Genomic DNA, 26,176 nt, shown 5'->3' with positions numbered 1-26,176 from the left:
ATTGGCATGTAGGTTAGAAGGCCGCGTTCGCACAAGGCAGCCGGCCCCGGAATGATTCTCGTACAGCGCTATATTTTCCGACAGCTGCTCGTGCCCTTCGTGACGGCCGCGGCCGCCTTCGCCGGCCTCGCCATCCTGACGCAGTCGCTGACGAATATCGATCTGATCTCGAACTATCGGGAGACGGCCTTCATCTTCGTCAAGGTGACGCTGCTGGCGCTGCCGCAACTGATCGCCCTGCTCTCGCCCTTTGCCCTTTTCATTGCCGCGTTGGCCGGTCTCAACCGGATGACGACCGAAAGCGAGATCACCGTGGCGAGCGCGTCGGGGCTGACGCGCTGGCGGCTGATCTCGCCGATGATGAAGCTCGCCGTACTGGCGGTGATCGCAAACCTGCTGGTCAACCTTTTCGTCCAGCCGCTGGCCTATCGGGAAATGCGGCGCGCGATCCATGATCTGCGTACCGATGTTGCCGCCAGCCTGATCCGCCCCGGGGCGTTTTCCGATCTCGGCGCGGGCGTAACGATGTATGCGCGGGAAACCACCTCGACCGGCCGCATGCTGGAGGTCTTCATCCATGATGCGCGCGATGGGGAATCAAGCCCGTCCTACGCGGCGCGCGAAGGCGTGATCGTGCGCGGCGAGGAACGCCCGGTCATGGTGCTGCTCGACGGCAATGTGCAGCAGCGCGAACCGGATGGGTCGCTCTCGATCCTGACCTTCGAGCGCTACGAGTTCGACCTGTCGCAATTCGTCGATGCGGCGCAGGTTCTGTTCTTCAAGGACAGTGACAAATTCCTCTATGAGCTGTTCAACCCGGATGCCGCCTCGGTGGCGCGCTCGAACGGGGCCGAACGCCTCTATGCGGAGGCGCACTACCGATTGTCGGCCCCGCTCTACAACATCACCGTGATGCTGATCGCGGCCGCGGTCTTCCTTGGCGGTCAACACTCGCGAATGGGCTATGGCCGCCGGGTGCAGATCGGTGTCGCCGCGGCGCTGGCGATCCGGTTGCTCGGCTTTGCGGTCCAGTCGGCGGCGGCCGACGATGACGCGCTGAACGTGCTGCAATATCTCGTCCCGATCCTGGGAGCGGTGGGCGCGATCATCGTGCTTTACATGCCACGGATCCGAAGGACCCGGACCGCCGAGGAAGCGGCTGCGGCGGAGGCCGGCGCATGATTCCGTTTTCCTCCCGTCTCAGCCGATATCTCGCGATCCAGATGCTGGCCGGTCTGGCGCTGTCCTTCGGCGTCATCGTGACGATCATCCTGCTCGTCGACTTTGTGGAGCAGACGCGCGCCATCGGCACACGGGTCGATATTCCCGCGACCGACCTGTTCATGCTGACGCTGATGCGGGCCCCGCTGCTGATCGAACAGACCCTGCCCTTCATCTTCCTGTTCGGCATCCTGACCGCCCTTTTCCGCCTCAATCGCCGCAGCGAGCTGATCGTGATGCGGGCGTCGGGATATTCGGCCTGGCGCATTGTCGCGCCGGCGGTCTGGATGTCGCTGATCGGCGGACTGCTTGGCGCGATGGCACTCAACCCGATCGGGTCGGCCCTCAATGCGCGCTACGAGGCGCAGGAAGCGGCGCTGACACGAAGCGGCAACAGCAACCGAGTGGAGAGCAACCCGATCTGGCTTCGCGAACTCACCGAGGACGGATACGTCATCATCGCGGCGGCCGATGTCGACGGCGACGCCGGTTCCGTGACGCGGCCGCGATTCCTTTACTACCGGCAGGTGGACGGAGGCCGGCCGGTCTTCGATCGCCGCATTGACGCCGACCGCGCCGTGCTGCGCGGAGGGTTCTGGGGCCTCGAGAACGCGATCGAGAGCACGCCGGGCCAGGAAGCCGAAGCGATGGACGCCCTGTCCCTGCCCACGGCGATCGAGCGCCAGGCCCTGTTCGAGCGTTCCCGCTCACCGCGCACGATCGCGTTCTGGGACCTGCCGGGAGTCATTCTTGCCGCGCGCGAGGCCGGCCTGACCACACACCGCTTCGAGCTGCGCTGGCAGACATTGCTGGCCCTGCCACTGACATTGATCGCCGTGTCGTTGCTGGCTGCGGCAGCGACTCTGCGTCTCTACCGGCTTGGCGGAGCGGCGAGTTTTGCCCTGGCCGGAGGGGCTGCCGGCTTTCTTGTCTATTTCGTCCAGGAATTGCTGGCCTCGTTCGGCAGTTCGGCCGCGCTGCCTCCGATCACGGCGGCATGGGCGGCACCGACGATCACCGCGCTACTCGCCCTCGCATATCTGGCATCGACCGAAGACGGATGATCATCCGCCGTGGACGCGCGCGGTCGCTTCCGATAACCATTCCAACACGGTTTGTGGTGCCCGACGGAAGGACTGAATTCATGGCGGTCAGAGCCGGACTTGCCTCTATCGCCGCACTGCTTCTTGCGGGTGTCACCAGTGTTTCCGCGCTGGCGCAGGAAACGGGCGACAATGAGCCCGTCTATATCGAAGCCGATGCGATGTCGGAGGACCGCGATTCCGGGGCCTATATCGCGCGCGGCAATGTCGAAGCGCGACAGGGCGATCGCACCGTGACCGCCGACGAGTTGGAATACCGCCCTGAAACCGGCCGTGTGATTGCCCGCGGCAACGTCACCATCTATTCAGCCGACGCACCGCCGCAATATGCCGATGAGGTCGAACTCGACGACCAGATGGGATCGGGAATCGCGACCGGCTTCTCCACCCTGATGGAGAACAATGGGCGCGCCGCCGCGGCCCATGCCGTGCGCAGGGGCAATGGCACGCTGGAACTGCGCGACGCCTATTACACGGCCTGTCAGCTGTGTTCGGAGACGGGCCATGAGCCCACCTGGCGGCTGCGCGCGCAGCGCGTGGTGCAGGATACCGAAGACCAGATGATCTATTACGAGAACGTCCGCTTCGAAGCGCTAGGCGTTCCGGTTTTCTATGCTCCTGCCTTTGCGCACCCGGATCCGTCGTCCGAACGGCGCTCGGGCTTCCTGTTCCCGACGGTCGGTGTGTCGTCGCGCCTCGGCCTGTCCTACCAGCAGCCCTATTACTGGGCGATCTCGCCCTATCAGGATTTCACCTTTGCACCGCGCGTGATGACCAATGTCCGCCCGATATTGCTGGGTGAATATCGCAAGCGCTTCTATTCGGGACGTCTCGGCTTCGAAGGCTCGATCACCTATGAGCGCGAGATCGACGGCGACGGCAACCGCTTCGGCGAGGATGCGCTGCGCTACCACCTGTTCGGGGGTGGCGAATTCGAGCTTTCCGAACAGTGGGATTGGGGTTTCGGGGTGCAGGTTGCGTCCGATGACCTGCATCTGCGCCGGTACGACATCAATGAACTCTATCAGGACTATCCGGGTCTGGTCGAAACCAATGTCGGCCGCCTGACCAGCCAGCTCTACCTGCAGGGTCAGGGGCAGAACTACTACGCCGAAATTGCCGGCGCCGCTTTCCAAAGCCTGCGTGTTGGCGAGAATGACGACACGCTACCGGTTGTCGCGCCGATGGCGGACTACCGGACAACGACGCGCCTCGGAGAACATGGCGGATTGTTCCGGACACGTCTGAACACGATCTCGCTGACCCGCGAATCCGGGATCGACTACCGCCGGGCCAGCGCGCAGGCGGACTGGTCGGCGCGCTGGATCGCGCCGCAAGGGATCGTGCTGGAGCCGTTCACCTTCGCCCGTGCGGACTATTATGCACTCGAAGACATTCCGGGCGCGACGCCGCTCGACCCGCTGATCTCCGATTCCTTCGGTCGCTTCCTCGGCATGGCCGGAGCAGAATTGTCGTGGCCGCTCTACCGGCCCGGTCAATCGATCGGTTCCACCATCGAACCGGTGATTCAGGTGGTTGCCGCGAGCGATGACGACAATCTCGGCCGGATCCCGAACGAGGACAGCCAGAATGTCGATCTGACCGAATCCGTCATCTTCGCGGCCAACCGCTCTCCGGGCTATGATCTCTGGGAAGAAGGGCTGCGGGTGACCTATGGCGGCCGCTTCAGCGCGACCTTCATCAACGGAAACGAGGTCTCCGCCTTTGTCGGACAGAGCCACCGTCTCGACGGCGATCCCGTATTCGATGCCGGTTCGGGCCTGCGCGCGGACGAATCGGATGTCTTTGCTTCATTTGATGTCGATCTCTCGCAGTTCAACGTTTCGGCCAACACGCGGATCAATCCGGAATACGGCTCTGTAAATCGGGTAAACTTGAGCGCCGCAGGTCGCTATGGACCAATCACCGCAAGTGTCGGCTACACCCGGTTCGACGACAGCCAAGTCCTGTCTGGACCGCGCGAGGAAGCGCGGATCAATATTGCGACTCGGGTGACAGACAACTGGTCCTTCGGGTACACGATGACGCGTGACCTAGAAAACGATGTGTCGCGTCTTCAAACCGCCGGCATCGCCTATCGCGACTATTGCACCGAACTGGCTATCATTTACGAGCGCGACAACTATAGGCGCGGCATTCTCGGCCCGTCGGAATCGATTCAGGTCCGCCTGACGCTGTTCACGCTCGGCAGTGTCGGATCGGAAGAGTAGACGGGGTGCAGTCGCGGCGATTGCCTCCCGCCCGCCAATAGGTATTTTCTCGAACGCGTCTCAGAACCGGAATGTCATGAACAACCGCGCCCGCATACTCATGTCCTCGCTTGCCGCCGCGTTGGCGCTGGTTGCCGCACCCGCGGTTTCAGCCCAGCAGGTCGAGGGCATCGTCGCCCTGGTCAATGACCAGCCCATCACCACGGTCGACGTGCGCAATCGCATGCGGATGATCATCGCTTCGTCCGGGCAGCAGCCCTCGCCCGAGGCGATCGAGCGGATCCAGGAACAGGCCGTTCGCGGACTGATCGACGAAACGCTGCAGCTGCAGGCCGCGGCCGAATTCGAAGTCGAGGTCGATTCCGCAGAAGTCGACCAGGCGATCGACGACATTGCCGAGCGCAATGGAACGACCCGCGCCCAGATCCAGCAGGAACTGGCCACCGCCGGCGTCGACATCTCCACGCTGCGGCGCCAGCTCGAAGCGGAGATCGCCTGGCAGATCATCGTCAGCGGCCGTTATGGCAGCCGGATTCGGGTGTCGAACCAGCAGATCGAGGCCGCGCTTGAGCGGATCGCCGCCAGCGCCTCGCAGCCGCAATACTACATCGCCGAAATCTTTCTCGAGCTGACGTCGGCCGGCGGTGAAGAACGTCTGCAACAGCAAGCCACCGCCGCGCTCAATGCGCTGCGCGAAGGCGCGCCCTTCCAGGTCGTCGCGCAACAATTCTCTGCCGCCCCGTCGGCGGCCAATGGCGGTGAAGTCGGCTGGGTGCTTGGCGGCCAGCTGCGCCCGGAAGTCGAACAGGTGGCCCAGGTACTGCAGCCGGGACAGCTGTCGCGTCCGATCCGCGTGCCCGGCGGCTACATGATCATCGCGATGATCCAGAAGCGCGAAGGCACGACCACCGTCCAGTACGACCTGACGCAGGTGACCGTGCCGACCAGCGCCGTGACCGACAACACCGCGGCCCAGCTGCGCCAGGCGCTCGAACGCGCCAGTTGCGAGACGGTCGACGGTGCGATCTCCGGTATTCCGGGCGCCTTCGCGACACCGCTAGGCGCCATCCCGGCCAGTTCGCTTCTGCCCAACATTCGCGACGCGCTGAACGGCCTTGATACCGGCGACCACACGCAGGTTCTTGAAACTGCGGCGGGCCGTCAGGCCTTCCTCGTTTGCGAACGCTCGATCGGCGGCCCGGGCATGCCGACCCGCGACGATGTCGAAGAGCAGCTGCGCGGCCAGCAATTGTCCAACCAGTCGCGCCGCTGGCTGCGTGACCTGCGCCGCGAAGCGACGATCGAATACCGCTAGCCATGGGACGGCCCGTCGCCGTCACTCAGGGTGATCCGGCCGGGATCGGCCCGGAAATCACGCATGCCGCCTGGCGAGCCCTGAAAGATGGCGGGCCGGTCTTCTTCGTCATCGGCGACCCTTCGCTCTATGGCGGCACGGCGCGCGAGATCAAAGCCGCGGCGGAGGCGTCTCGCGTCTTCGCTGATGCGCTTCCGGTGCTGTCCTCGCCCCTTGCCGTGCCGGCAGTGCCCGGACGCCCGGACGCGCGCAATGCGCCGTCAACGATCTCGTCCATCGAGCGGGCGGTTGGCCTGACTGTTGCGGGCGATGCCTGCGGTGTCGTCACCAATCCGATCGCGAAATCCGTCCTGCGGGAGGCGGGTTTCGGACACCCCGGTCATACCGAATTCGTTGCCGATCTGACCGCAGACCTGCCGGTCGATAGCGCACGCGGCCCCGTGATGATGCTGGCCGGGCCGTCGCTGCGCGTGGCGCTGGTCTCGATCCACAAGCCGCTCAGGGACGCGATCGCCAGCCTGACCGCGGACCGGATCGCGCATGTCGTACGTGTTACGTTTGAAGCTTTGAAGCGCGACTTCGGAATCGACGCCCCGCGTCTGGCGCTCGCCGGGCTCAACCCGCACGCTGGCGAAGGCGGCCATATCGGGCGGGAAGAGATCGAAATCATCACTCCCGCCGCCGACGCCCTGCGCGCGGACGGTTTCGACATCGCCGGGCCGTTGCCGCCCGACGCCATGTTCCACGCCGAGGCGCGCGCCGGGTATGACGCCGCGATCTGCCTCTATCACGATCAGGGGCTTATCCCGCTGAAGGCGCTCGACTTCTGGAACGGGGTGAATGTCACACTCGGCCTGCCCATTGTGCGCACCTCACCCGATCACGGCACGGCGTTCGACATCGCCGGTACGGGAGTCGCACGCGCCGACAGCCTGATCGCCGCGATCAGACTGGCTGCCGAGATGGGCCGGAGGCGCGGCGTATGAGCGAATTGCCGCCGCTGCGCGAAGTCATCGCCACGCACGGGCTCGATGCGAGGAAGTCATTCGGTCAGCATTTCCTGTTCGATCTCAACCTGACCGCCAAGATTGCCCGCCTCGCGGGTCCGCTTGACGGTCTGATTGCGGTCGAGATCGGACCGGGGCCGGGCGGGCTGACACGGGGGCTTCTGGCGACCGATGCCCGGCATGTCATCGCCATCGAAAAGGACAGGCGCTTCCTTCCCGCCCTGGAGGAAGCCGGTGCGCATTATGGTGATCGCCTGACCCTGATCGAGGCGGATGCGCTCGAAGCGGACGAGGCCGCGCTGACCGGCGGCAAACCGGCCGTCATCGCGTCGAACCTGCCCTACAATGTCGGCACGCCGCTGCTGATCAAATGGCTGAAAGCATCGCCGATCTGGTGGTCGGCCGCGGTGCTGATGTTCCAGCGCGAAGTTGCCGACCGGGTCGTCGCCAAGGCCGGAGCGAAGGCTTATGGCCGGCTGGCGGTCCTGACCGCCGCCATCGCCAGCGCGCGGATCGGCCTCAAGGTTCCCGCCCGGGCGTTCACGCCGCCGCCGAAGGTGGAATCGGCGGTTGTGGTGCTGCACCCCCTGCCCGCCGAAAAGCGTTTCCACGATCTCGACGCACTCGAAGCCGTGACCGAATCCGCCTTCGGGCAGCGCCGGAAGATGCTGCGGTCGAGCCTTTCTGCTGCGGCGTCCAAGGCGGGGACCACAGCGGAGCATCTGCTGACAGCGGCCGGGATCGAGCCGACGGCCCGCGCCGAGACGATTCCGCCGGAGGGCTTCTTCCGGCTCGCCGAGGCCTGGCGGATGGCGAAGGGGTAGCACACCTTCCTTCTCCCCTGGGGGGAGAAGGTGCCCGAAGGGCGGATGAGGGGTTTCTATAGATCACCCCTCACCCCAGCCCTCTCCCCCAAGGGGAGAGGGAGAAGACGTACTGGCGTTACTTCCGTTCCCTGAACAGTTCGGTGACGAAGCCCTCGAGCCAGGGGCGTCGGGTGCGGCGCAGGCGCTCGGCATGGAGGATCAGGTCGATCTCCTCGAGCGCGCGGGCAAAATCCTCGTTGACGATGACGTAGTCGTATTCGTTCCAGTGCGAGATCTCGGCCTCGGCCCGGTCCATGCGGCGGCTGATCACATCTTCGGGGTCCTGACCGCGCTTTTTCAGCCGGTCTTCCAGAAGCCGCAGCGACGGCGGGAGGATGAAGACGCGGACCGCGTCATTGGGAGCGGCTTCGGCGAGCAGGCGCGCGCCCTGCCAGTCGATGTCGAAGATGACGTCACGCCCCTCGGCCAGCGCTTCCTCGACGGGCGCGCGCGGCGTTCCGTAATAGTGGTCGAAAACCTTGGCGTATTCATAGAAGCCATTGGCCGCGATGTTCTTTTCGAACGCTTCCTGGCTCACGAAGAGGTAGTCGCGGCCATTCTCCTCGCCGGGGCGCGGAGCGCGCGTCGTCCAGCTGACCGAAATCAGGATGTCGGGATTCTTGTCCATCAGACGCTTCGACAGCGTCGTCTTGCCGGCCCCGGACGGGCTCGACAGGACAAACATCATCCCCCGGCGGCCACCGGGATAGCGCGGGGAATGATAGGGATCACTCGACATTCTGGACCTGCTCCCGGAACTGATCGATCACGGTCTTCAAGGCGAGGCCGATCCGGGTGAGGTCCGAATCGCCGGACTTCGAACATAGCGTGTTGGCCTCGCGGTTGAACTCCTGTGACAGGAAGTCGAGCTTGCGTCCCGCGGGCGATCCGGCCGCGATCAGATCGCGCGCCGTCGCGATGTGGGCGCCGAGCCGGTCCAATTCCTCGCGGACATCGGCTTTCAAGGCCAGCACCGCGACTTCCTGAGCGAGGCGCTCTTCGGGGAAATCACTGCCGACAAGGTCGGCGATGCGTGAGGCCAGGCGCTCCCGGATCGTGTCGATCCGGGCGCTCGCGGTCTGCCCGGCCTTCGCCGCCAATGTCTCGATCTCCCCGACCTGGGCGTTGAGGATCGCAGCGAGCGCCCTGCCCTCGTCCTCGCGAGCCGCCATCAGCGCCCTCACAGCCGTCTCGAACGAAGTCAGTAGCGCGCTATGCAGCGCCTCACGGTCGTCTTCGGCGATTTCGTCCTCGGCCTTCAGAACGCCCTTCACCTGAAGGAGTCCATCGAAGGCGGGCGGGGCGACCTTGCCACTCTCGACCCAGGGGCGGCTGGCCTCGATCAGCGCGGCCAGGCGCGCCTCGTCGATCACGGCAGCGCCTGCGGTCGCATCGCGCGCAAGGGTCAGACCGGCCTGGATCGAGCCGCGGGTGAAGACCGTGCGCGCTATGTCACGCAGGGGGCCTTCAATCGCATCATAGCCGGGCGGCATGCGCAGGCGGAGATCGAGCCCCTTGCCGTTCACCGAACGGACTTCCCAGGTCCAGTTCCACCCCGCATGCTGGCCTTCGGTGCGGGCGAAACCCGTCATTCCCGACAGTCTGGCCATCAGCGCCCTCCCCGTTCGCGCTCGACGCGGCGCCAGTTGGCGACATTACGCTGATGCTGGGCATAGGTCTCGGCGAAGACATGCCCCCCCGTGCCGTCCGCCACGAAGAAGAGGTCGCGTGTGTCTGCCGGGTTCAGCACGGCGGCGATCGCATCGGGTCCGGGATTGGCGATCGGTCCGGGCGGAAGTCCGGCGAAATGATAGGTGTTGTAGGGGTTGTTCGTGTTGTCGAGTTCAGAGCGCCGGATGCCGCGGCCAAGCGGCTCGCCGCCGGTGATGCCGTAGATGATGGTCGGGTCGCTATCGAGGCTCATGCCACGGCGCAGGCGATTGACGAAGACGGCCGCGACGCGCGGACGCTCCTCGGCGATGCCGGTCTCCTTCTCGACGATGGATGCGAGAATGATCGCTTCCTCGACCGTGTCGAAGGGCAGATCGTCGGCGCGGTTCGGCCACAGCCGCGCGATCAGCGCGTCCTGGTCGGACTGCATGCGGGCAATGATCTCGCTGCGCGGCGTGCCGCGTTGAACCAGATACGTCTCCGGCAACAGGCTGCCCTCCGGCGGCGTCTCGGAAATCTCTCCGGTCAGTACGTCACTGGCCTCGAGAATGCGCACGATCATCGCGCTGGTCAGGCCTTCGGCGAAGGTGATCGGGTATTGCACCACCACGCCTTCACGGACTCGTTCGAGGATGTCGCGCATCGAGGCTTCCGGCGGGAAGGCATACTCCCCGGCACGGAGATCGCGGTCCGCTTCCTCGAGCGTGACGAGCAGGCGGAACAGCCGGGCGTCAGAGACGACGCCTTCGCGCTCAAAACGGTTGGCGATCTGGATCAGGCCCTCGCCGCGCGGGATGACAACCACGGTCACTTCGACGGCAGGTCCCGGCGCAACGAATTGCGACTGGACCCAGGACCACGCGAAGAAGGCCGTTCCGGCTGCCGCCAGGATCAGGACAAGCAGAAAGCCCAGAAGGGCCACGAGAACCCGGCCGCTGCGCGGATCGGACATGGACGGATGACGGACGCTCATCCCGGGTGCGCCTCCCCCGCGCTCGAACTTACGCGACGGATGTGAAAACGACCGACGCATTGGTGCCGCCAAACCCGAAGGAGTTCGACAGCGCAGCGCGCACCGGCCGCTCGACGGCGGCTTTCGGTGCGAGATTGATGGGTGTTTCGACGGACGGGTTGTCGAGGTTCAGGGTCGGCGGGCAAATGCCATCCCGAATGGCCAGGATGGAGAAGATCGCCTCAACCGCGCCCGCGGCGCCGAGCAGATGGCCGATCGCCGACTTGGTCGACGACATGACGAGATTGCTCGACGCATCGCCGAACAGGCGCTCGACCGCCCTCAGTTCGATCTCGTCGCCCTTGGGCGTCGAAGTGCCGTGCGCATTGACGTAATCGATGTCCGCCGGTTCGAGACCGGCACGCTTCAACGCCGCTCGCATGGAGCGATAGCCGCCATTGCCATCCTCGGCCGGAGCCGTGATGTGGAAAGCGTCACCCGACAGGCCATATCCGGAGACTTCGGCGTAGATTTTCGCGCCGCGCGCCTTGGCGTGTTCATATTCCTCGAGCACGAGAATGCCGGCGCCCTCGCCCATCACGAAGCCGTCGCGGTCCCGGTCATAGGGGCGGGACGCCTTTTCGGGCGTGTCGTTGAAGCCGGTCGACATCGCCCGGGCCGCGACGAAGCAGCCGACGCCCAATCGGCAGATGGCGGCTTCGGCACCGCCCGCGACCATGAGGTCGGCATCGCCATACTGGATCAGCCGTGCGGCGTCGCCGATCGCATGCGCGCCGGTCGAACAGGCGGTGACAACGGAATGGTTCGGGCCTTTCAGCCCGTGACGGATCGAGACCTGGCCGGAGGCCAGGTTGATGATCATGCCGGGAATGGCGAAGGGCGACAGGCGGCGCGGCCCCTCTTCCCTCAGCGTGATCGAGGCATTGTAGGTGGTTTCGAGACCGCCGGTTCCCGAGCCGATCAGCACGCCGGCGCGTTCGCGGTCTTCCTCGGTCTCCGGATTCCAGCCGGAATCGGCGATCGCGGCGTCAGCCGCCGCGATCCCGTAAAGCATGAAGTCGTCGATGCGCCGCTGCTCGCGCGGACTCATGATCGCGTCGGGGTCGAAACTCCCCTCCACGTCCGGGCCACCGCCGCCCCGCCCGTCATGACGGGGGACGATGCCGGCGATCTTCGAGGCGAGATCCTCGACCTCGAAATGCTCAATCCGGCGGATGCCCGACTGACCCGCGAGAAGCCGTTTCCAGACCAGATCCACCCCGCAGCCAAGCGGTGTGACCAGACCCAGACCTGTGACAACGACGCGGCGCATCGAAAACCCGGTCTTAGTTGACCTTTTCAGAGATGAACTTCACGGCGTCGCCGACGGTTTGAATATGTTCCGCAGCGTCGTCCGGGATTTCGATATCGAATTCTTCCTCGAACGCCATGACCAGCTCGACATTGTCGAGCGAGTCCGCGCCGAGATCATCGATGAAGCTGGCCTTTTCCGTGACCTTGTCCTCTTCGACGTCGAGGTGCTCGACAACGATCTTCTGGACCCGTTCAAAGACATCAGACATGGGGCAGTCCTTTTGTTCTAGCCGCTGAAACCTTACGCGGCGCCGATGCGAGCGGGAAGCGCCAAAGACACGCGCTTCCAACCTGATGATGCGGGGCTGGTAACACGAAGCCCCACGCAATGCCAGACGGTCCGGGCGGACCCGGACACGTCCGAATTTCTTCCCTAGATCATCGCCATTCCGCCGTTGACGTGCAACGTCACACCGGTGACGTATCGCGCCTCGTCGCTGGCGAGATAGGCGACGGCCGCGGCGATATCTGCGCCGCTGCCAAGATCGCCGGAAGGAATCTTGTCGAGGATGGCCTCTTTCTGGTCTTCGGTCAGCGCGTCGGTCATCGGCGAGGCGATGAATCCGGGCGCGACGCAATTGACCGTCACGCCGCGCGACGCGACTTCCTGGGCCAGAGACTTGGAGAAGCCGATCATGCCGGCCTTGGAGGCGGAATAATTTGTCTGGCCCGGATTGCCGGTGACGCCGACCACGGACGTGATGCCGATGATGCGGCCCCACCGGGACTTCATCATGCCGCGCAGGGCCGCTCGCGACAGGCGGAAATAGCTTTCGAGATTGACCTTCAGCACGTCGGACCAGTCCTCGTCCTTCATGCGCATCAGAAGCTGGTCCTTGGTGATGCCGGCATTGGCGACAAGGATGTCGAGCGAGCCCATCGCCTCAGCGGCCTGTTTCGGCAGCGCATCAACGGCTTCACCGTCCGACAAATTGCACGGCAGGACGTGCACCCGGCTGCCGAGTTCGGCAGCGAGCGCATCGAGTTTCTCCTTGCGCGTTCCGGACAGCGCGACCGTCGCGCCCTGGGCGTGCAACGCGCGGGCGATGTCGCCGCCGATGCCGCCGGTCGCGCCGGTAACGAGCGCGTTCTTGCCTTCGAGTGAGAACATCGTGTCCCGTCTCCCTTGAGACCCTTAGAAAAAAGTCGCTGCCAAAGCGATCACAACACCGATCATGGCCAGGGCCAACCACACCCAACCCAAAACGGTCGGAATCCGATTGAAAAACCGGCCTGCAAGAAAGAGAAAAATCGGGGCGATAACGAACAGCTCTGAAAGCTGGACAACATCGCTGAAGACGAAGCCAATTACGGTCAGCAGCAGGAGAGCAAGCGCCAACCCATCGAGAACCAAGGCAATTGGCCGTCTCGATCGTTCCTGGGAGCGGCGGCCGTGTGACATCCGCTCCAGAATAGCCTCACGGCTGTAATCTTTCTGTTGATCGTTCATTTAACAGACGCCGCGAAATTCACGATGTCATCTGCGCCGATCAGCGTGACGCCCGAGGCCTCCGGCGCGATGCGCTTCAGCATGCCGGTCAGAACCTTGCCGCCGGCCTCGGCGAAGGTGGCGATGCCGCCCTCGCCCGCCATCCATTCGACGCTTTCACGCCAGCGGACACGGCCCGTAACCTGTTCGACCAGAAGCTTGCGGATCGCCTCGGGATCGCTTTCCGGGCGGGCGCGAACATTCACGACAACCGAGACGCGCGGCGCAGCGATGTTGGCTGCGGCCAGGGCTTCGGCCATGGCGTCGGCGGCCGGCTGCATCAGCGCGCAATGGAAGGGTGCGGAGACCGGCAGCGGCATGGCGCGCTTCACGCCCATTTCCTGGGCGGCAGCAATGGCGGCATCGACGGCGGCCTGCGTACCGGAGATCACGACCTGACCGGGCGCATTGTCATTGGCGACCTGGCAGACGCCTTGCGCCGACCCGGCGGCGGCGGCCTTTTCGGCCTGATCCAGATCGGCGCCGATCAGCGCCGCCATCGCGCCTTCACCGACCGGCACGGCTTTCTGCATCGCCTGTCCGCGCAGCTTCAGAAGCTTCGCGGCATCCGTCAACGACAGCGCGCCAGCGGCAGCGAGCGCGGAATACTCCCCGAGCGAGTGACCCGCGACGAATTTCGCGGAGTCGGCTGTCACGCCGAACTCGCTGGCCAGGACGCGCATCACGGCGAGGCTGCTCGCCATGATCGCCGGCTGGGCATTCTCGGTCAGCATCAATTCGTCGGCGGGGCCATCCCACATCAGCGCGGACAATTTCTGTCCAAGCGCGGCGTCGATCTCATCGAACACGGCACGCGCCTCGGGAAAGGATTCGGCCAGTCCCTTGCCCATGCCGACAGCCTGGCTTCCCTGACCGGGAAACACGAATGCGAGAGTCATGGCGGGTTGTACCCCCGGTGTTTCGTTCCTCGTTGCATCGTCGATAGACCGGGCATGCGCGCGCTGGCAAGCCGCGATGGACGCATCACGGGCAGTGAACCACGTTCAATTCATCAAGGCGCGTTCAAATGATAAGGTCGACAACATGAAACGTCCGCTCGCAAAACGATTGCTCTCGGTGATTCTGGTCCTCCTCGTCGGGGGCGCGATCATCGTGACGATCGGAATCATGTTCGATCCCATCAAGGCGTGCGAGGAGCGCGGCGGGACCTTCGTCCTGGCCGGCCGGTATTGCGAGGAAGCGGAATGATTGGCTATTTTGTCCAATTTGGCTAAAATAGCCAAAATACCGGAGTGTCCCTCATGCGCACCTTTTCCGCCGCCGACGCCAAGAACCGGTTCGGAGAATTGCTTGATGCCGCTCAGCGCGAACCCGTTCGCATCGAGAAGCATGGGCGTGCGACGGCCGTGATGGTCTCCGAGGCCGAGTATGCCGACCTGGCCTTCCAGATCGCCGAGATCGAACGGTTCAAGATCGAGAAGGGACTGGCTGACCTCGATGCCGGCCGCGCGGTCGACGGGCCGGCCTTCTTCGACGATCTGAAGGCGCGTCTCGCTCAATAGGTGACCGGTTTCCGACTCTCTCGCGAAGCGGCGTCCGACATCGAGGCGATTGCGTTCTATACCAGGGACAGGTGGGGCCAGGCGCAGGCATTGACCTCTGTCGACAGCCTTCTGGACGCATGCCACCGCATCGGCGAACACAAAGAGATCGGCGTCCTGATCGACGGATTTGAGGGCCAGGTTCGACGATTCCGGTCCGGACACCATATCCTTCACTACCGCGTTCCGGACGGCGTTGTGGAAATCATGGCCTTCCGGCATGAGCGAAGCCGGGGCGCCTGACCGCCCTTCTCCCTTGCCCTTTGCGGCGCAATCGGCTATCCGCGCGCCTCTTGAGCGATTGCGGTCCTCATTCCACCGACATGTAACGGCGAGGTGCCGTTGCGCGAGTGAGGAGCCACCGCTGCGGAACCCGACCCTTCGGTTCCAACGCGCCGCAGTCCATAAGGAAGGGAGCCCAATGGCTTACTACGAGCACGTCTTCATCGCTCGTCCGGACCTCTCGCCTGCCCAGGCCGAGACGCTGGTCGAGGATGTCAAAACCATGATCGAGGAAAAGGGCGGCAAGGTTGCCAAGACCGAATACTGGGGTCTGCGCAATCTGGCGTACCGGATCGAAAAGAACCGCAAGGGTCATTACGGCCTGGTCGACATCGAGGCTCCGGCCGACGTGATCGCCGAGCTGGACCGCCGTCAGCGCCTGTCGGAAGACATCATCCGGCACATGACGCTGCGCGTCGACGAGCTGGACGAAAAGCCGTCCGCGATCCTGTCCAAGAAGGACGATCGCCGCCGTCGCGACGATCGCCGCTAGGAGATATAGATCATGGCTGACACCGCGATTTCCAACCTGCCCGTCCGCCGCGCGTTCACGCGCCGCCGGAAGGTGTGCCCGTTCTCCGGCGAAAACGCGCCGAAGATCGATTTCAAGGATCCCAAGCTGCTGCAGCGCTACATGTCCGAGCGCGGCAAGATCGTCCCGGCCCGCATCACGGCCGTGTCGGCGAAGAAGCAGCGTGAACTGGCCCGCGCCATCAAGCGCGCCCGCCAGCTCGCCCTCCTGCCTTACGCCGTGAAGTAGGGAGGATCAGATGCAAGTCATTCTTCTCGAGCGCGTGGAAAACCTCGGCGGCATCGGTGACGTCGTCACCGTAAAGCCGGGCTTTGCCCGCAATTTCCTGCTGCCGCAGGACAAGGCGCTGCGTGCGACCGACGCCAACAAGGCCCGGTTCGAGCGCGAGCGTGAGATCATCGAAAAGCGCAATGCGGAACGCCGCGAAGCCGCGTCGGACGACGCCAAGCACATCGACGGCAATTCCTACGTGCTGATCCGTCAGGCTGGCGAAACCGGCCAGCTCTACGGTTCGGTCAATTCGCGTGACATCGCCGACGCGGTGTCGACCGAGCACCTGACCGTGGCGCGTTCGCAGGTCGACCTGAAGGAAATGATCAAGACGCTCGGCGTTCACGAAGTGCGCATTCGCCTTCATGCCGAAGTGATCGTGACCGTTTCCATCAACGTCGCCCGCAGCGAGGACGAGGCGGTTCGCCAGGCCAAGGGCGAAGACGTCATTGCCACGCAATACGATGAAGACCGCGCCATCGCCGATGCGCAGGCGGCCGAACTGTTCGAAGCCGGCCAGGAGCCGGACGAGCTGGAAGCCACCCGCGAAGCGATTGCGGCCGAGGCGGAGGAGTCCGAGGAGGACTAGTCCTTCCCGGTCATCCGATACGATCAAGGCGGGCCGTTCTGGCCCGCCTTTTTCTTTGCCGTTTCACTTGTGTTTCACGGCTTTTCCACAGCGCTGAAATTTGGCCGGGGACAAACAGCGGACCGAGGTTACCGACAGCGCAGCGTCAAGTTATACCCGTCCCATGACCGCACTGCCCGCTCTCGCCGAACCGCACGATCTCACCGCCGATGCGCCGCCGCACAATCTCGATGCGGAACAAGCCTTCCTTGGCGCGCTCCTGTTCGACAACGAGCTTTATTACCGGGTCGGCGACTGGCTGAAGGGATCGCATTTCTATGATCCCGTGCACGGCCGGATCTACCAGGCCGCCGCCGACCGGATCGTGCGCGGCTCACTGGCCGATGCCGTCGTGCTGAAGACCGATTTCGAGCGTGATGGCGGGCTGAAGGAAATCGGCGGCTCGGCCTATCTCGCGGTTCTGCTCGAGAGCGCGGCGAACAGTGCCGCGGCGGTGGAATACGCCCAGCTCGTCTACGATCTGGCCCTGCGGCGCGCCCTCATCCGGGTCAGCGCCGAGCTGGCCAAGGATGCGACGGATTCCTCGCCCGACACGCACGGCCGCAAGTTGATCGAGTCGGCGGAAAAGAAGCTGTTCGAACTGGCCGAGACCGGCGGCGCCCAGAAGGGGTTCGTGGCGTTCAAGGACGCACTGGCCGATTCCATCGAGATGGCGGCGGCGGCCTATGAGCGCGAAGGCGGTCTGTCGGGCATATCCTCCGGCCTGAAGGCGATGGATGAAAAGCTCGGCGGGCTGCACCCGTCCGACCTGATCATCCTCGCGGGCCGTCCGTCGATGGGCAAGACAGCGCTGGCGACCAACATCGCGTTCGAGGTGGCCAAGAGCTACCAGTACGAAACACTCGCCGACGGCAGTCGAAAGACGACCAGAGGCGGTGTGGTCGGCTTCTTCAGTCTCGAAATGTCGGCCGAGCAGCTCGCGACCCGTCTCATCGCCGACTATACGGGCATTCCCGGCTTCATGATCCGGCGCGGCGAGATCGACGCGGCCCAATACGAAGAAATTCGCGATGGCGTGCTCGAGATCCAGGGCCTGCCGCTTTACATCGACGACACTGGCGGTCTGCCGATTGGTGCCCTGACGGCGCGCGCCCGGCGACTGAAGCGCCTGCACGGCCTTGATCTGATCGTGGTCGACTACCTCCAGCTGGTGACGGGGTCTTCGGGCAAGTCGGACAGCCGCGTGCAGGAGGTTTCCGAAGTCACGCAGGCTCTCAAGGCGATGGCGAAGGAATTGTCGGTGCCGGTGATTGCGCTGTCGCAGCTGTCCCGCCAGGTCGAGCAGCGCGAAGACAAGAAACCGCAATTGTCCGATCTGCGCGAATCCGGCTCGATCGAGCAGGACGCCGACGTCGTGATGTTCGTCTACCGCGAGGCCTACTACAAGGAACGCGAAAAGCCGCGCGAAGGGACGCCGGAATACCTCGCCTGGGAGGAGGAATTCCGCGCGATCGAACGCCACGCCGAAGTCATCATCGGCAAGCAGCGTCACGGTCCGATCGGCACGGTGAAGCTCGCCTTCGACGCAGCCCGCACCAAATTCTCCGACCTCGCCATGACAGACCGGTATGACGACTCCATCCGGTGACGCGGTCCCCTACCCGCAACTGATCGTCGATCTCGGCGCGATCCGGCGGAATTACGCCCGCCTGCAGACAATGACGTCCGGGACTGAAGTGGCGGCCGTGGTGAAGGCCGATGCCTACGGGCTCGGTGCCGCGGCGGTCGCGCCGGTCCTGCTGCATGCCGGGGCACGGCATTTCTTCGTCGCCAATGCCCATGAGGGCGCGGTCGTCCGTTCCGCCGTCGGGAACGATGCGGAGATTTTCGTCCTGCACGGTTACTGGCCGGCCGATGCCCGGGTGATCGCCCGATCATCCCTGAGTCCGGTCATCAATACGGCTGAACAACTCGGCAACTGGCTGGCGGGACCGGCGGGTCCCTATGCGCTGCATTTCGACACGGGAATGAACCGGCTCGGCGTGCCGATGTCCGAGCTTCGGACCGTTGCAGACATCGCCGCGCGCCGGGCGCCGGAACTCATCATGAGCCATTTCGCTTGTGCCGACGAGCCGGGCCACGCCCTCAACGCAACGCAGATCGAGCGCTTCTCCGCTGTACGCGACGCCTTTCCCGGCGTGCGGACGTCGCTTGCGAACTCGGCAGGATGCCTGCTCGACCGGGCTGCCCACGGCGATCTCGTTCGACCCGGAATCGCACTCTATGGCGGGGCACCCCGCGCCACCGAAGTCAGCCCGTTCGAGTCCGCCGCGACGATCGAAACGCCCATCCTGCAGATCCGCGCGGCCCGATCGGGCGGGACGGCCGGCTATGGCGCGACCTGGAGTGCAGACTCCGACCGCACGCTGGCCATTGTGGCGCTCGGCTATGCCGACGGCATGTTCCGCGCGGCGCAACAGGGCGGCTATGGCCGTATCGGGGACGTGAAGGTCCCGATCGCCGGGCGGGTTTCGATGGATTTGATCACGCTCGATGTGACCGCTGCTGGCGATGCCGCCAAAGCTGGCGAGACCGTCCGCTTTCTCGGCCCCGATCTCGACGCTTTCGCGGCGGCGTCCGGAACACTGGCCTATGAGGTCCTGACCCGGCTCGGGCCGCGTCTTGAACGGGTTTACACATAGCCTCGGCAGATCGAGTTCTTGCCCTTCCCCCGCGCGATCTCGAAACTGACCAGCCAAAGCCGCTGACCGATTCGATTTCATGGCCCGTACCGACACCATCTTCGTCTGCCAGAGCTGCGGCGGCTTCCAGCCGAAATGGTCCGGCCGCTGCGATTCCTGCGGCGAGTGGAACACGCTGATGGAAGAGACGTCCGGCGCGTCAGCACCGCTCGGCTCGTCGGCCAGTGCGCCCAAGAAGACGCGGCGCGGCCGGATCGATTTCGTCGATCTCGGCGGCGACAGTCCCGACCCGAAACGCCTTCAGTCGGGCATTGCCGAATTCGACCGGGTGTGCGGCGGCGGCCTGGTACCCGCCTCGGCTCTGCTCGTCGGCGGCGATCCGGGCATCGGCAAGTCCACCCTGCTGTTGCAGGCCGTCGCCGGGCTCGCGCGGCAAGGGATCACGACCGCCTATGTGTCGGGAGAAGAATCCGCCGGACAGGTGCGCCGCCGCGCCAAGCGGCTGGGGCTCGCGGACGCGCCCGTGCAGCTGGCGGCGGAAACCGCCCTCAGCGCCATTCTCGACGGGCTGAAGGCGGAAAAGCCCGACATCGTCATCATCGATTCCATCCAGACGATGTGGACCGACCAGCTGGCCGCCGCTCCGGGCACGGTGGCCCAGGTGCGGGCCTGCGCGCAGGAACTGACCCGTTTTGCCAAGAAGACGGGGGCGTGCGTCCTTCTAGTCGGTCACGTCACCAAGGACGGACAGATTGCCGGCCCGCGCGTGGTCGAACACATGGTCGATGCGGTGCTCTATTTCGAAGGCGAGCGCAGTCACCAGTTCCGCATCCTGCGCGCGGTGAAGAATCGCTTCGGTCCGACCGACGAGATCGGCGTGTTCGAAATGGGCGATGCCGGTCTGCGGGAGGTCGCCAATCCCTCTGCGCTATTCCTCGACGGGCGCGGAGAGCCGGCCTCGGGCGCCGCCGTCTTCGCCGGCATGGAGGGCACGCGTCCGGTACTGACGGAAATCCAGGCGCTGGTCGCGCAATCGTCGCTCGGAACGCCGCGGCGCACGGTTGTGGGCTGGGATTCAGGACGGCTCGCCATGGTGCTGGCGGTGCTGGAAGCCCGTTGCGGCCTCGCCTTCGGCGGACGCGATGTCTATCTCAACGTGGCAGGCGGACTGAAGATCGCGGAACCCGCCGCCGACCTCGCCGTCGCCGCCGCCCTCGTCTCCTCGATGCTCGATGCCCCTCTGCCCGCCGATTCCGTCGTGTTCGGCGAAATCAGCCTGTCGGGCGATGTCCGTCCGGTCGGGCGCGCCGAGGCGCGCCTGAAGGAGGCCGCGAAGCTCGGGTTTTCGAAGGCGCTCGCGCCTTCCAATGCGACGGATCTGGCCGCCGGTGTTACAGTGAGCGGTGTATCGAGCGTGATCGATCTGGTGCGCCGGATCGAGGCACTCAGTGTAAAGGAGTAGGCGATGGAAGGGCTCAGCGCGTTCGACGGCATCGCCCTGGCGATTCTCATCGGATCCGGCCTCATGGCCCTGATGCGTGGCTTCGTGCGCGAAGCCCTTTCGGTCACCGGCTTCGTCGCGGCAGCGCTCGCCTCGCTGTGGGCCCGGCCGGTTTTCATCGGACTGGCGCGCGAATTCATCCCGAGCGAACTGATCGCCAATCTCGTCACGCTCGGCGTGATCTTCCTTCTGGTCTTCCTTGCGGTCAGCTTCGTGACCGGCGGGCTCGTGCGCAATGTCAAGGAAGGCGAGGATGTCGGCGCGATCGACCGCGCACTCGGCTTTGTCTTCGGCCTGATCCGCGGCCTGGTGATTCTCGGCCTGATCCTGATCGTCTTCGCTTCGGCAACGCCTGGCAGTGCCGCCCCTGGCTGGATGGTCGAGTCGCGCATATATCCGCTGGTGAACGCATCGGCGCGGCTGCTGCAAGCGCTCGCCCCGGAGGACTCGCGTGTCGGGCAAAGTCCGGCTATTGAGGCGCCGTCCGGAGACGAAGCCCGAGACGACGAAACGCCGCGCTCGATCGAGGACCTGATCCGTGAGCGGACGAATGAGGATGATGGCGCATGACGCCTCGCTTTCCGACCGTCACCTATGATGAAGCCGAGGACAAGCTCCGCGAGGAATGCGGTGTGGTCGGCGTGTCCGGCGTGCCAGAGGCCTCGCTCGTCGCAGCACTCGGCCTGCATGCGCTTCAGCATCGCGGTCAGGAAAGCTGCGGCATCGTCAGCCATGACGGCGCCCGCTTCTATACCGAACGCCAGCTGGGCCTGGTCGGCGAGAATTTCGCCGGTCCCGACACCGCGCAGCGCCTCGCCGGCGATGCCGCAATCGGCCATGTACGCTATTCGACCCAGGGCGCGACCGTGCTGCGCAATGTCCAGCCGCTCTATGCCGATGTCCGTGGCGGCGGCATCGCGGTCGCCCATAACGGCAATCTGACGAACGCCCGCACGCTGCGCGAGGAACTGGTCGCGGGCGGTTCGATCTTCCAGTCGACCAGCGATACCGAAGTCATCCTGCAACTGGCCGCGCGTTCGCCGCGCGCGAAGTCGGCCAACCGCTTCCTCGACGCGCTGAAACAGATCGAGGGGGCGTTCGCGCTCGTCGCCCTGGTGAACAACCGGGTGATCGGCGCGCGCGATCCGTACGGCATCCGACCGCTGGTTCTGGGCCGCCTCGACGGCGGTTATATCCTTGCCTCGGAAACCTGCGCGCTCGACATCGTCGGCGCGAAGTTCGAGCGCGAAATCGAACCCGGCGAAGTCGTGATCATCAGCGAGGACGGCATGGAATCCCGGCGTTTCGCTCCGGCCCGCGCCGCCCGCCCCTGCGCCTTCGAATACATCTATTTCGCCCGTCCCGACTCGGTGATCGGCGGAATCAGCGTCTACCAGGCCCGCAAGGCGATGGGCCGCCGCCTGTTCCAGGATGCGCCGGCCGACATCGACGTAGTCGTGCCGGTACCCGACAGCGGTGTGCCCTCGGCGCTCGGCTATGCGGAAGCGGCCCGAAAGCCGTTCGAGATGGGCATTATCCGCGGACACTTCGCGGGCCGGACCTTTATCCAGCCGACGCAGGCCAAGCGCGATCTCGGCGTACGGCGCAAGCACTCGGCGAATGGCGCGGTACTGCGCGGCAAGCGCGTGCTGCTGGTCGACGATTCCATCGTGCGCGGGACCACATCGCGCAAGATCGTGCAGATGGTCCGCGAGGCCGGCGCGCGGGAAGTGCATTTCCGTTCCGCCTGTCCGCCGATCATCAATCCGGATTTCTACGGCATCGACATGCCGCAGCGCAGCGAGCTGATGGCGGCGCACATGGAAACCGGGGAAATGACCCGGGCGCTCGGGGCCGACAGCCTCGGCTTCCTGTCTGTCGAAGGCATGTATGAGGCGATCCTCGGCGAAGCGCGCAATGCGCGCCAGCCGCAGCTCGCCGACCACTATTTCACCGGCGATTATCCCACCCGCCTGATCGACAACGAACGCGCGGTCTCCGACAAGGACCGCCAGCTCTCCTTCCTGGTCGACGCATGACAGACAAATTGCTTGAAGGCCGCGTGGCGCTGGTGACCGGTGCCTCGCGGGGAATTGGCCGCGCCGTGGCGCTGGATCTCGCGGCGAAGGGCGCACATGTGATCGCGACCGCGCGCACACAGGGCGGTCTCGAGGAACTCGACGACGCGATCCGCGCCGCCGGCGGCCAGGCGACGCTGGTTCCGCTCGACCTGATGCAGTCCGACGGCATCGAGAAGCTGGCCGGCATCGTGAAGGAGCGCTGGCAGAAGCTCGACATTCTTGTCGCCAATGCCGGCGTGCTGGGCGAACTGACGCCGGCGAGCCATGTCAGCGCCAAGACCTGGAATTCGGTGTTCGGGATCAATGTGATCGCCCCGGCACGCCTGATCCGCGCCTTCGAACCGCTACTGATGGCGTCCGATGCCGGCCGCGCGGTCTTCCTGACCTCGGGTGCCGCCAGGAACCGCAAGCCCTACTGGGCGCCCTATGCGGCGTCGAAGGCGGCGCTCGATGCGCTGGTGGAGAGCTGGGCGAAGGAACACATGTCCTCCGCGCTGCGTATCAACCTGTTCAACCCGGGGCCGACGCGGACCGCAATGCGCGCCAAGGCTTTCCCGGGCGAAGACCCGATGACCCTGCCCGCGCCGGAGGCGGTCGCGCCGGCTATCTCGGCACTGTGCCTGCCGTCATCGAAGCGGCATGCCGAATGGGTGAGCTTTCCGGACGAGACGTAGCTCGATCCTATCCCGCCCTCCCCCTTGAGGGGAGGGGAAACACCTTCAATCCTTGTCCACGTAAGGATTCTTGCCGCCCTTGACGATCAGGCGGATCGGCACGCCGGGCAGGTCGAAGGCCTCGCGCAGACCACCGATCAGATAGCGCTTGTAGGCTTCCGGCATCGCCGCGGCGCGTGAGCACATCAAGACAAAGGTCGGCGGGCGAGACTTGGTCTGCGCCATGTATTTCGGTTTCATCCGGCGGCCATTGACGGCGGGCGGCGGGTGCCGGGCGATCATGTCCTGCAGCCAGTCATTCAGGTCCCGCGTCTTGACCTTGGCGTTCCAGTCGTGATGCAGCCGCGCCACCGCCGGCATGATCCGGTCGAGCCCCTTGCCCTTGAGCGCAGACACCGGGATCAACGGCGCGCCCTTGGCTTGCGGCAGGAGGCGTTCGAACTCGATCTGCAGCTCGTGCATGACCGCCTCGCGATTCATCACCTTGTCCATCTTGGCGACCACCAAGGCGAGCGCCCGGCCCTCGCGCAGCACCATGTCGGCGAGGTGCAGGTCCTGCTTTTCCAGCGGGTACTCGACATCGATCACCAGCAGCACGACCTCGGCGAATTTCACTGCGCGGAGCGTGTCGGCTGCGCTCATGCGTTCCAGCCGATCATTGACCTTGCCGCGCTTGCGCAGACCCGCCGTGTCATGGAAGCGGACACGTTTGCCGTCCCACAGGAAATCGACCGCGATCGCATCGCGCGTGATGCCGGCTTCCGGGCCGGTGATCAGGCGCTTCTCTCCGATCAGGGCGTTGATCAGGGTCGACTTTCCGGCATTCGGGCGGCCGATGACGGCGATCCGCAGGGGCGCGTTCTCGTCTTCTTCGCCGTCGGAATAGTCGAAGTCGCCCAGCCCCTGGATAATCGCGACCTGAAGATCGGCCATGCCCTCGCCGTGCGAGGCGGAAATCGGGATGGGCTCACCGAGACCGAGCCCGTAGCTCTCGGCGATGCCCAGATCTCCGGCCTTGCCCTCGGCCTTGTTGGCCAGCAGCACGACCGGCTTGCCCGACCGCCGCACCAGATCGGCGAAGTCACGGTCGAGCGCGGTGACGCCCTCGCGGGCATCAATCACGAAAAGGCAGATGTCGGCGCGCTGGATCGCGCTCTCCGACTGATCGCGCATCTCGTTTTCCATCTGGCCGACCGCTTCGGTGTCCCAGCCCGCGGTATCGACGAGCAGCATTTCGAGATCGCCGAGCCGGCCCCGCGCCTCACGCCGGTCGCGGGTGACGCCGGGACGGTCGTCGACAATGGCCAGCGGTTTGCCGGCCAGCCGATTGAACAGGGTCGACTTGCCGACATTCGGCCGGCCGATCACCGCAATCTTCGGGATGGCCATATTCGTTTGCCTGTCTAGCGGAGGGCGATCAGTCGCCCTTCATCGGTGACGATGTAGATCGTCTCGTTCGCGATGATCGGAGCAACGTAAACGTCGTCATTCAGATCGAAGCTGCGAACGATGGATCCATCCGTGGCGTCGATGATGACGGACGTGCCGTTGGAGGACGTCAGGAAAAGGCGGCCACCGGCCATGACCGGGCCGACCCAGGCGATGCGGTTGCGGCGGCGGTTCTCGTTCTCGAACACGCGCAGGCGGGTGATCCATTCGACCCGGCCGGCAATCCGGTCGACGCAGATCACTTCGCCTTCGACCGTGACCAGAAAGAGATAATTTCCGGCGATCCACGGGGCGTTGAGGCCACCGGCCGGCAGCGTCCACTGGCGCTCTCCCGAGCGCATGTCGAGCGAGACCAGCGTACCGGAATGGCTGAGTGCGTAGACGTGATCCTCGGTCATCACCGGGCTTCCGGCGACATCATTGATCGCGGAGATCGGGGTCAGGCCGCCCGCGCGTGTCAGTGAATCCGACCAGATCGGCGTGCCGTTCTGAACCCGGATCGCGACGACTTCACCCGACGAGTACGGTGCAACGACCACGTCACCCAGCACGGCCGGGCTGGCGCCGGTCAGAAGGCGCGCGGTTTCGATGATGCCCTGGTGCGCCCAGATGTATTCGCCATTTTCGGTGTCGAAGGCATAGAGCTGGTTGTCGTCCGTGGTGACGTAGACGCGGCCGCCATTGATCGTCGGAGCGGACTGGAAAGGCGTGTCGGCTTCGGTGCGCCAGATCTCGTTGCCCGTCGCGGCATCGAGCGCGACCAGGAAGCGGAAGCCCGAATGGGCGTAGATGCGGCCGGAATCGAAGCTGAGGCCGCCCCCGAAGGACATGCGGTCCCGGCGGCTTTCCGCACGCAGTTCGCGGCGCCACACGACATCACCGGTCTCGGCGTCCATTGCTACGACCGTCCCGCCGGCATCGACCGCGTAGATGCGGCCATCAGCCACGACCGGGCGCGCATTGATGCGACGGCTGCGGGCCGAGCCCTCACCGAAATTGCGGCGCCAGAGCACCGACAGGCTGCCCGTGGCCTGGGTGTGCTGAAGGTTGTGCGTGGGATAGCCGTCTGCCTGCGGCCAGACGGTGTTCACATAGGCGGTCGGCAGAGCAACCGGCGAGGCATCGTCCGCGACTTCGAGCTGCTGCTCGAACTGGAGGATGGAGATCCGGTCCTCTTCAGGCGGTGCATTGGGATCGCGATCGTCACGCGGTCCGAACGGGTTGAAGCTCGATACAGACGAACAGCCCGTCAGCAGGATGGCAGCCGCCGTGGCAGCGAAAAGCGAACGCATCGCGATCATGGAT

Annotated in this window: 28 protein-coding genes; 18 read left to right on the top strand and 10 right to left on the bottom strand. The window is 64.9% G+C overall.

Annotated elements, in window-relative coordinates:
* Positions 1-51: 51 nt before the first annotated feature.
* The 6 genes from ACFOOR_RS14625 to rsmA all read left to right on the top strand — a co-directional run bounded on the left by ACFOOR_RS14625 (position 52) and on the right by rsmA (position 7,701).
* The gene (locus tag ACFOOR_RS14625; protein WP_343163325.1) at positions 52-1,182 is read left to right on the top strand and encodes an LptF/LptG family permease; all 1,131 of its coding nucleotides are present in this window, start codon (positions 52-54) and stop codon (positions 1,180-1,182) included.
* A complete protein-coding gene (locus tag ACFOOR_RS14620) occupies positions 1,179-2,285 on the top strand; it encodes an LptF/LptG family permease (RefSeq protein ID WP_343163324.1) in 1,107 nt (368 codons plus the stop codon). Before ACFOOR_RS14625 ends, ACFOOR_RS14620 begins: the two co-directional genes overlap by 4 nt.
* An 80-nt stretch (positions 2,286-2,365) precedes the next feature.
* Complete coding sequence (locus tag ACFOOR_RS14615; protein WP_343163323.1) at positions 2,366-4,555, top strand: LPS-assembly protein LptD; 2,190 nt, start codon at positions 2,366-2,368, stop codon at positions 4,553-4,555.
* A gap of 76 nt (positions 4,556-4,631) precedes the next feature.
* Positions 4,632-5,870 carry a peptidylprolyl isomerase gene (locus ACFOOR_RS14610; protein WP_343163322.1) on the top strand — a complete coding sequence of 413 codons (1,239 nt, stop codon included), beginning with the start codon at positions 4,632-4,634 and terminating at the stop codon, positions 5,868-5,870.
* Between the two features lie 2 nt (positions 5,871-5,872).
* Complete coding sequence (pdxA, locus tag ACFOOR_RS14605; RefSeq protein WP_343163321.1) at positions 5,873-6,856, top strand: 4-hydroxythreonine-4-phosphate dehydrogenase PdxA; 984 nt, start codon at positions 5,873-5,875, stop codon at positions 6,854-6,856.
* Positions 6,853-7,701 carry a 16S rRNA (adenine(1518)-N(6)/adenine(1519)-N(6))-dimethyltransferase RsmA gene (gene rsmA, locus ACFOOR_RS14600; RefSeq protein ID WP_343163320.1) on the top strand — a complete coding sequence of 283 codons (849 nt, stop codon included), beginning with the start codon at positions 6,853-6,855 and terminating at the stop codon, positions 7,699-7,701. Before pdxA ends, rsmA begins: the two co-directional genes overlap by 4 nt.
* A gap of 118 nt (positions 7,702-7,819) precedes the next feature.
* Here the strand turns inward: rsmA and gmk are convergent, their stop codons facing one another.
* From gmk to fabD, 8 genes are all read right to left on the bottom strand, one after another.
* Positions 7,820-8,482: a guanylate kinase gene (gmk, locus tag ACFOOR_RS14595; protein ID WP_343163319.1), complete on the bottom strand. Its 663-nt coding sequence runs from the start codon at positions 8,480-8,482 to the stop codon at positions 7,820-7,822.
* Entirely contained in the window at positions 8,472-9,353 is an 882-nt protein-coding gene (locus ACFOOR_RS14590; protein ID WP_343163318.1) for a YicC/YloC family endoribonuclease, read from the bottom strand. The genes gmk and ACFOOR_RS14590 overlap by 11 nt, the downstream gene beginning before the upstream one ends.
* On the bottom strand, positions 9,353-10,387 hold the full coding sequence (gene mltG / locus ACFOOR_RS14585; RefSeq protein ID WP_343163317.1) for an endolytic transglycosylase MltG: 1,035 nt from the start codon (positions 10,385-10,387) through the stop codon (positions 9,353-9,355). The genes ACFOOR_RS14590 and mltG overlap by 1 nt, the downstream gene beginning before the upstream one ends.
* Positions 10,388-10,415: 28 nt before the next feature.
* Positions 10,416-11,699: a beta-ketoacyl-ACP synthase II gene (gene fabF, locus ACFOOR_RS14580; protein WP_343163316.1), complete on the bottom strand. Its 1,284-nt coding sequence runs from the start codon at positions 11,697-11,699 to the stop codon at positions 10,416-10,418.
* A gap of 13 nt (positions 11,700-11,712) precedes the next feature.
* Positions 11,713-11,949: an acyl carrier protein gene (locus ACFOOR_RS14575; protein ID WP_039710667.1), complete on the bottom strand. Its 237-nt coding sequence runs from the start codon at positions 11,947-11,949 to the stop codon at positions 11,713-11,715.
* 164 nt (positions 11,950-12,113) lie between these two features.
* Positions 12,114-12,851 (bottom strand): 3-oxoacyl-[acyl-carrier-protein] reductase, encoded by a 738-nt coding sequence (gene fabG, locus ACFOOR_RS14570; protein WP_343163315.1) that lies wholly within the window; start codon positions 12,849-12,851, stop codon positions 12,114-12,116.
* A 24-nt stretch (positions 12,852-12,875) separates the two neighbouring features.
* Positions 12,876-13,190, bottom strand: a complete 315-nt coding sequence (locus ACFOOR_RS14565; protein WP_343163314.1) for a hypothetical protein — start codon at positions 13,188-13,190, stop codon at positions 12,876-12,878.
* Positions 13,187-14,128 (bottom strand): ACP S-malonyltransferase, encoded by a 942-nt coding sequence (gene fabD, locus ACFOOR_RS14560; protein ID WP_343163313.1) that lies wholly within the window; start codon positions 14,126-14,128, stop codon positions 13,187-13,189. Before fabD ends, ACFOOR_RS14565 begins: the two co-directional genes overlap by 4 nt.
* A gap of 145 nt (positions 14,129-14,273) precedes the next feature.
* Here fabD and ACFOOR_RS14555 point away from each other — a divergent pair, with 145 nt between their 5' ends.
* From ACFOOR_RS14555 to ACFOOR_RS14500, 12 genes are all read left to right on the top strand, one after another.
* Positions 14,274-14,438, top strand: a complete 165-nt coding sequence (locus ACFOOR_RS14555; RefSeq protein ID WP_343163312.1) for a hypothetical protein — start codon at positions 14,274-14,276, stop codon at positions 14,436-14,438.
* A gap of 53 nt (positions 14,439-14,491) precedes the next feature.
* On the top strand, positions 14,492-14,752 hold the full coding sequence (locus ACFOOR_RS14550) for a type II toxin-antitoxin system Phd/YefM family antitoxin (RefSeq protein WP_343163311.1): 261 nt from the start codon (positions 14,492-14,494) through the stop codon (positions 14,750-14,752).
* Positions 14,753-15,034: a type II toxin-antitoxin system RelE/ParE family toxin gene (locus tag ACFOOR_RS14545; RefSeq protein WP_343163310.1), complete on the top strand. Its 282-nt coding sequence runs from the start codon at positions 14,753-14,755 to the stop codon at positions 15,032-15,034.
* A 178-nt stretch (positions 15,035-15,212) separates the two neighbouring features.
* Complete coding sequence (gene rpsF, locus ACFOOR_RS14540; protein WP_343163309.1) at positions 15,213-15,566, top strand: 30S ribosomal protein S6; 354 nt, start codon at positions 15,213-15,215, stop codon at positions 15,564-15,566.
* Between the two features lie 12 nt (positions 15,567-15,578).
* On the top strand, positions 15,579-15,833 hold the full coding sequence (gene rpsR / locus ACFOOR_RS14535; protein ID WP_343163308.1) for a 30S ribosomal protein S18: 255 nt from the start codon (positions 15,579-15,581) through the stop codon (positions 15,831-15,833).
* Between the two features lie 10 nt (positions 15,834-15,843).
* Entirely contained in the window at positions 15,844-16,464 is a 621-nt protein-coding gene (gene rplI / locus ACFOOR_RS14530; protein ID WP_343163307.1) for a 50S ribosomal protein L9, read from the top strand.
* Positions 16,465-16,627: 163 nt separating this feature from the next.
* Positions 16,628-18,112: a replicative DNA helicase gene (locus tag ACFOOR_RS14525; protein ID WP_343163306.1), complete on the top strand. Its 1,485-nt coding sequence runs from the start codon at positions 16,628-16,630 to the stop codon at positions 18,110-18,112.
* Positions 18,093-19,166 (top strand): alanine racemase, encoded by a 1,074-nt coding sequence (alr, locus tag ACFOOR_RS14520; RefSeq protein ID WP_343163305.1) that lies wholly within the window; start codon positions 18,093-18,095, stop codon positions 19,164-19,166. Before ACFOOR_RS14525 ends, alr begins: the two co-directional genes overlap by 20 nt.
* 79 nt (positions 19,167-19,245) lie before the next feature.
* On the top strand, positions 19,246-20,628 hold the full coding sequence (radA, locus tag ACFOOR_RS14515; protein ID WP_343163304.1) for a DNA repair protein RadA: 1,383 nt from the start codon (positions 19,246-19,248) through the stop codon (positions 20,626-20,628).
* A 3-nt stretch (positions 20,629-20,631) separates the two neighbouring features.
* Entirely contained in the window at positions 20,632-21,237 is a 606-nt protein-coding gene (locus ACFOOR_RS14510) for a CvpA family protein (RefSeq protein WP_343163303.1), read from the top strand.
* Complete coding sequence (gene purF, locus ACFOOR_RS14505) at positions 21,234-22,706, top strand: amidophosphoribosyltransferase (protein ID WP_343163302.1); 1,473 nt, start codon at positions 21,234-21,236, stop codon at positions 22,704-22,706. Before ACFOOR_RS14510 ends, purF begins: the two co-directional genes overlap by 4 nt.
* Positions 22,703-23,422: an SDR family NAD(P)-dependent oxidoreductase gene (locus ACFOOR_RS14500; protein ID WP_343163301.1), complete on the top strand. Its 720-nt coding sequence runs from the start codon at positions 22,703-22,705 to the stop codon at positions 23,420-23,422. The genes purF and ACFOOR_RS14500 overlap by 4 nt, the downstream gene beginning before the upstream one ends.
* Positions 23,423-23,467: 45 nt before the next feature.
* Here ACFOOR_RS14500 and der read toward each other — a convergent pair whose 3' ends face one another.
* Both der and ACFOOR_RS14490 read right to left on the bottom strand, forming a co-directional pair.
* Complete coding sequence (der, locus tag ACFOOR_RS14495; RefSeq protein WP_343163300.1) at positions 23,468-24,811, bottom strand: ribosome biogenesis GTPase Der; 1,344 nt, start codon at positions 24,809-24,811, stop codon at positions 23,468-23,470.
* A 14-nt stretch (positions 24,812-24,825) separates the two neighbouring features.
* Positions 24,826-26,172, bottom strand: coding sequence for an outer membrane protein assembly factor BamB family protein (locus ACFOOR_RS14490; protein ID WP_343163299.1), 1,347 nt, complete (start codon positions 26,170-26,172; stop codon positions 24,826-24,828).
* Between the last annotated feature and the right edge of the window lie 4 nt (positions 26,173-26,176).

The sequence above is a fragment of the Hyphobacterium vulgare genome, from assembly GCF_042643335.1.
GTDB lineage: Bacteria > Pseudomonadota > Alphaproteobacteria > Caulobacterales > Maricaulaceae > Hyphobacterium > Hyphobacterium vulgare.
This window is presented reverse-complemented; position numbering and strand designations above follow the sequence as displayed.

Bases quoted from the DNA above. Each gene is read 5' to 3' on its own strand.
- ACFOOR_RS14625 (WP_343163325.1), top strand. From the start codon at position 52: ATGATTCTCGTACAGCGCTATATTTTCCGACAGCTGCTCGTGCCCTTC.
- ACFOOR_RS14620 (WP_343163324.1), top strand. From the start codon at position 1,179: ATGATTCCGTTTTCCTCCCGTCTCAGCCGATATCTCGCGATCCAGATG.
- ACFOOR_RS14615 (WP_343163323.1), top strand. From the start codon at position 2,366: ATGGCGGTCAGAGCCGGACTTGCCTCTATCGCCGCACTGCTTCTTGCG.
- ACFOOR_RS14610 (WP_343163322.1), top strand. From the start codon at position 4,632: ATGAACAACCGCGCCCGCATACTCATGTCCTCGCTTGCCGCCGCGTTG.
- pdxA (WP_343163321.1), top strand. From the start codon at position 5,873: ATGGGACGGCCCGTCGCCGTCACTCAGGGTGATCCGGCCGGGATCGGC.
- rsmA (WP_343163320.1), top strand. From the start codon at position 6,853: ATGAGCGAATTGCCGCCGCTGCGCGAAGTCATCGCCACGCACGGGCTC.
- gmk (WP_343163319.1), bottom strand. From the start codon at position 8,482: ATGTCGAGTGATCCCTATCATTCCCCGCGCTATCCCGGTGGCCGCCGG.
- ACFOOR_RS14590 (WP_343163318.1), bottom strand. From the start codon at position 9,353: ATGGCCAGACTGTCGGGAATGACGGGTTTCGCCCGCACCGAAGGCCAG.
- mltG (WP_343163317.1), bottom strand. From the start codon at position 10,387: ATGAGCGTCCGTCATCCGTCCATGTCCGATCCGCGCAGCGGCCGGGTT.
- fabF (WP_343163316.1), bottom strand. From the start codon at position 11,699: ATGCGCCGCGTCGTTGTCACAGGTCTGGGTCTGGTCACACCGCTTGGC.
- ACFOOR_RS14575 (WP_039710667.1), bottom strand. From the start codon at position 11,949: ATGTCTGATGTCTTTGAACGGGTCCAGAAGATCGTTGTCGAGCACCTC.
- fabG (WP_343163315.1), bottom strand. From the start codon at position 12,851: ATGTTCTCACTCGAAGGCAAGAACGCGCTCGTTACCGGCGCGACCGGC.
- ACFOOR_RS14565 (WP_343163314.1), bottom strand. From the start codon at position 13,190: ATGAACGATCAACAGAAAGATTACAGCCGTGAGGCTATTCTGGAGCGG.
- fabD (WP_343163313.1), bottom strand. From the start codon at position 14,128: ATGACTCTCGCATTCGTGTTTCCCGGTCAGGGAAGCCAGGCTGTCGGC.
- ACFOOR_RS14555 (WP_343163312.1), top strand. From the start codon at position 14,274: ATGAAACGTCCGCTCGCAAAACGATTGCTCTCGGTGATTCTGGTCCTC.
- ACFOOR_RS14550 (WP_343163311.1), top strand. From the start codon at position 14,492: ATGCGCACCTTTTCCGCCGCCGACGCCAAGAACCGGTTCGGAGAATTG.
- rpsF (WP_343163309.1), top strand. From the start codon at position 15,213: ATGGCTTACTACGAGCACGTCTTCATCGCTCGTCCGGACCTCTCGCCT.
- rpsR (WP_343163308.1), top strand. From the start codon at position 15,579: ATGGCTGACACCGCGATTTCCAACCTGCCCGTCCGCCGCGCGTTCACG.
- rplI (WP_343163307.1), top strand. From the start codon at position 15,844: ATGCAAGTCATTCTTCTCGAGCGCGTGGAAAACCTCGGCGGCATCGGT.
- ACFOOR_RS14525 (WP_343163306.1), top strand. From the start codon at position 16,628: ATGACCGCACTGCCCGCTCTCGCCGAACCGCACGATCTCACCGCCGAT.
- alr (WP_343163305.1), top strand. From the start codon at position 18,093: ATGACGACTCCATCCGGTGACGCGGTCCCCTACCCGCAACTGATCGTC.
- radA (WP_343163304.1), top strand. From the start codon at position 19,246: ATGGCCCGTACCGACACCATCTTCGTCTGCCAGAGCTGCGGCGGCTTC.
- ACFOOR_RS14510 (WP_343163303.1), top strand. From the start codon at position 20,632: ATGGAAGGGCTCAGCGCGTTCGACGGCATCGCCCTGGCGATTCTCATC.
- purF (WP_343163302.1), top strand. From the start codon at position 21,234: ATGACGCCTCGCTTTCCGACCGTCACCTATGATGAAGCCGAGGACAAG.
- ACFOOR_RS14500 (WP_343163301.1), top strand. From the start codon at position 22,703: ATGACAGACAAATTGCTTGAAGGCCGCGTGGCGCTGGTGACCGGTGCC.
- der (WP_343163300.1), bottom strand. From the start codon at position 24,811: ATGGCCATCCCGAAGATTGCGGTGATCGGCCGGCCGAATGTCGGCAAG.
- ACFOOR_RS14490 (WP_343163299.1), bottom strand. From the start codon at position 26,172: ATGATCGCGATGCGTTCGCTTTTCGCTGCCACGGCGGCTGCCATCCTG.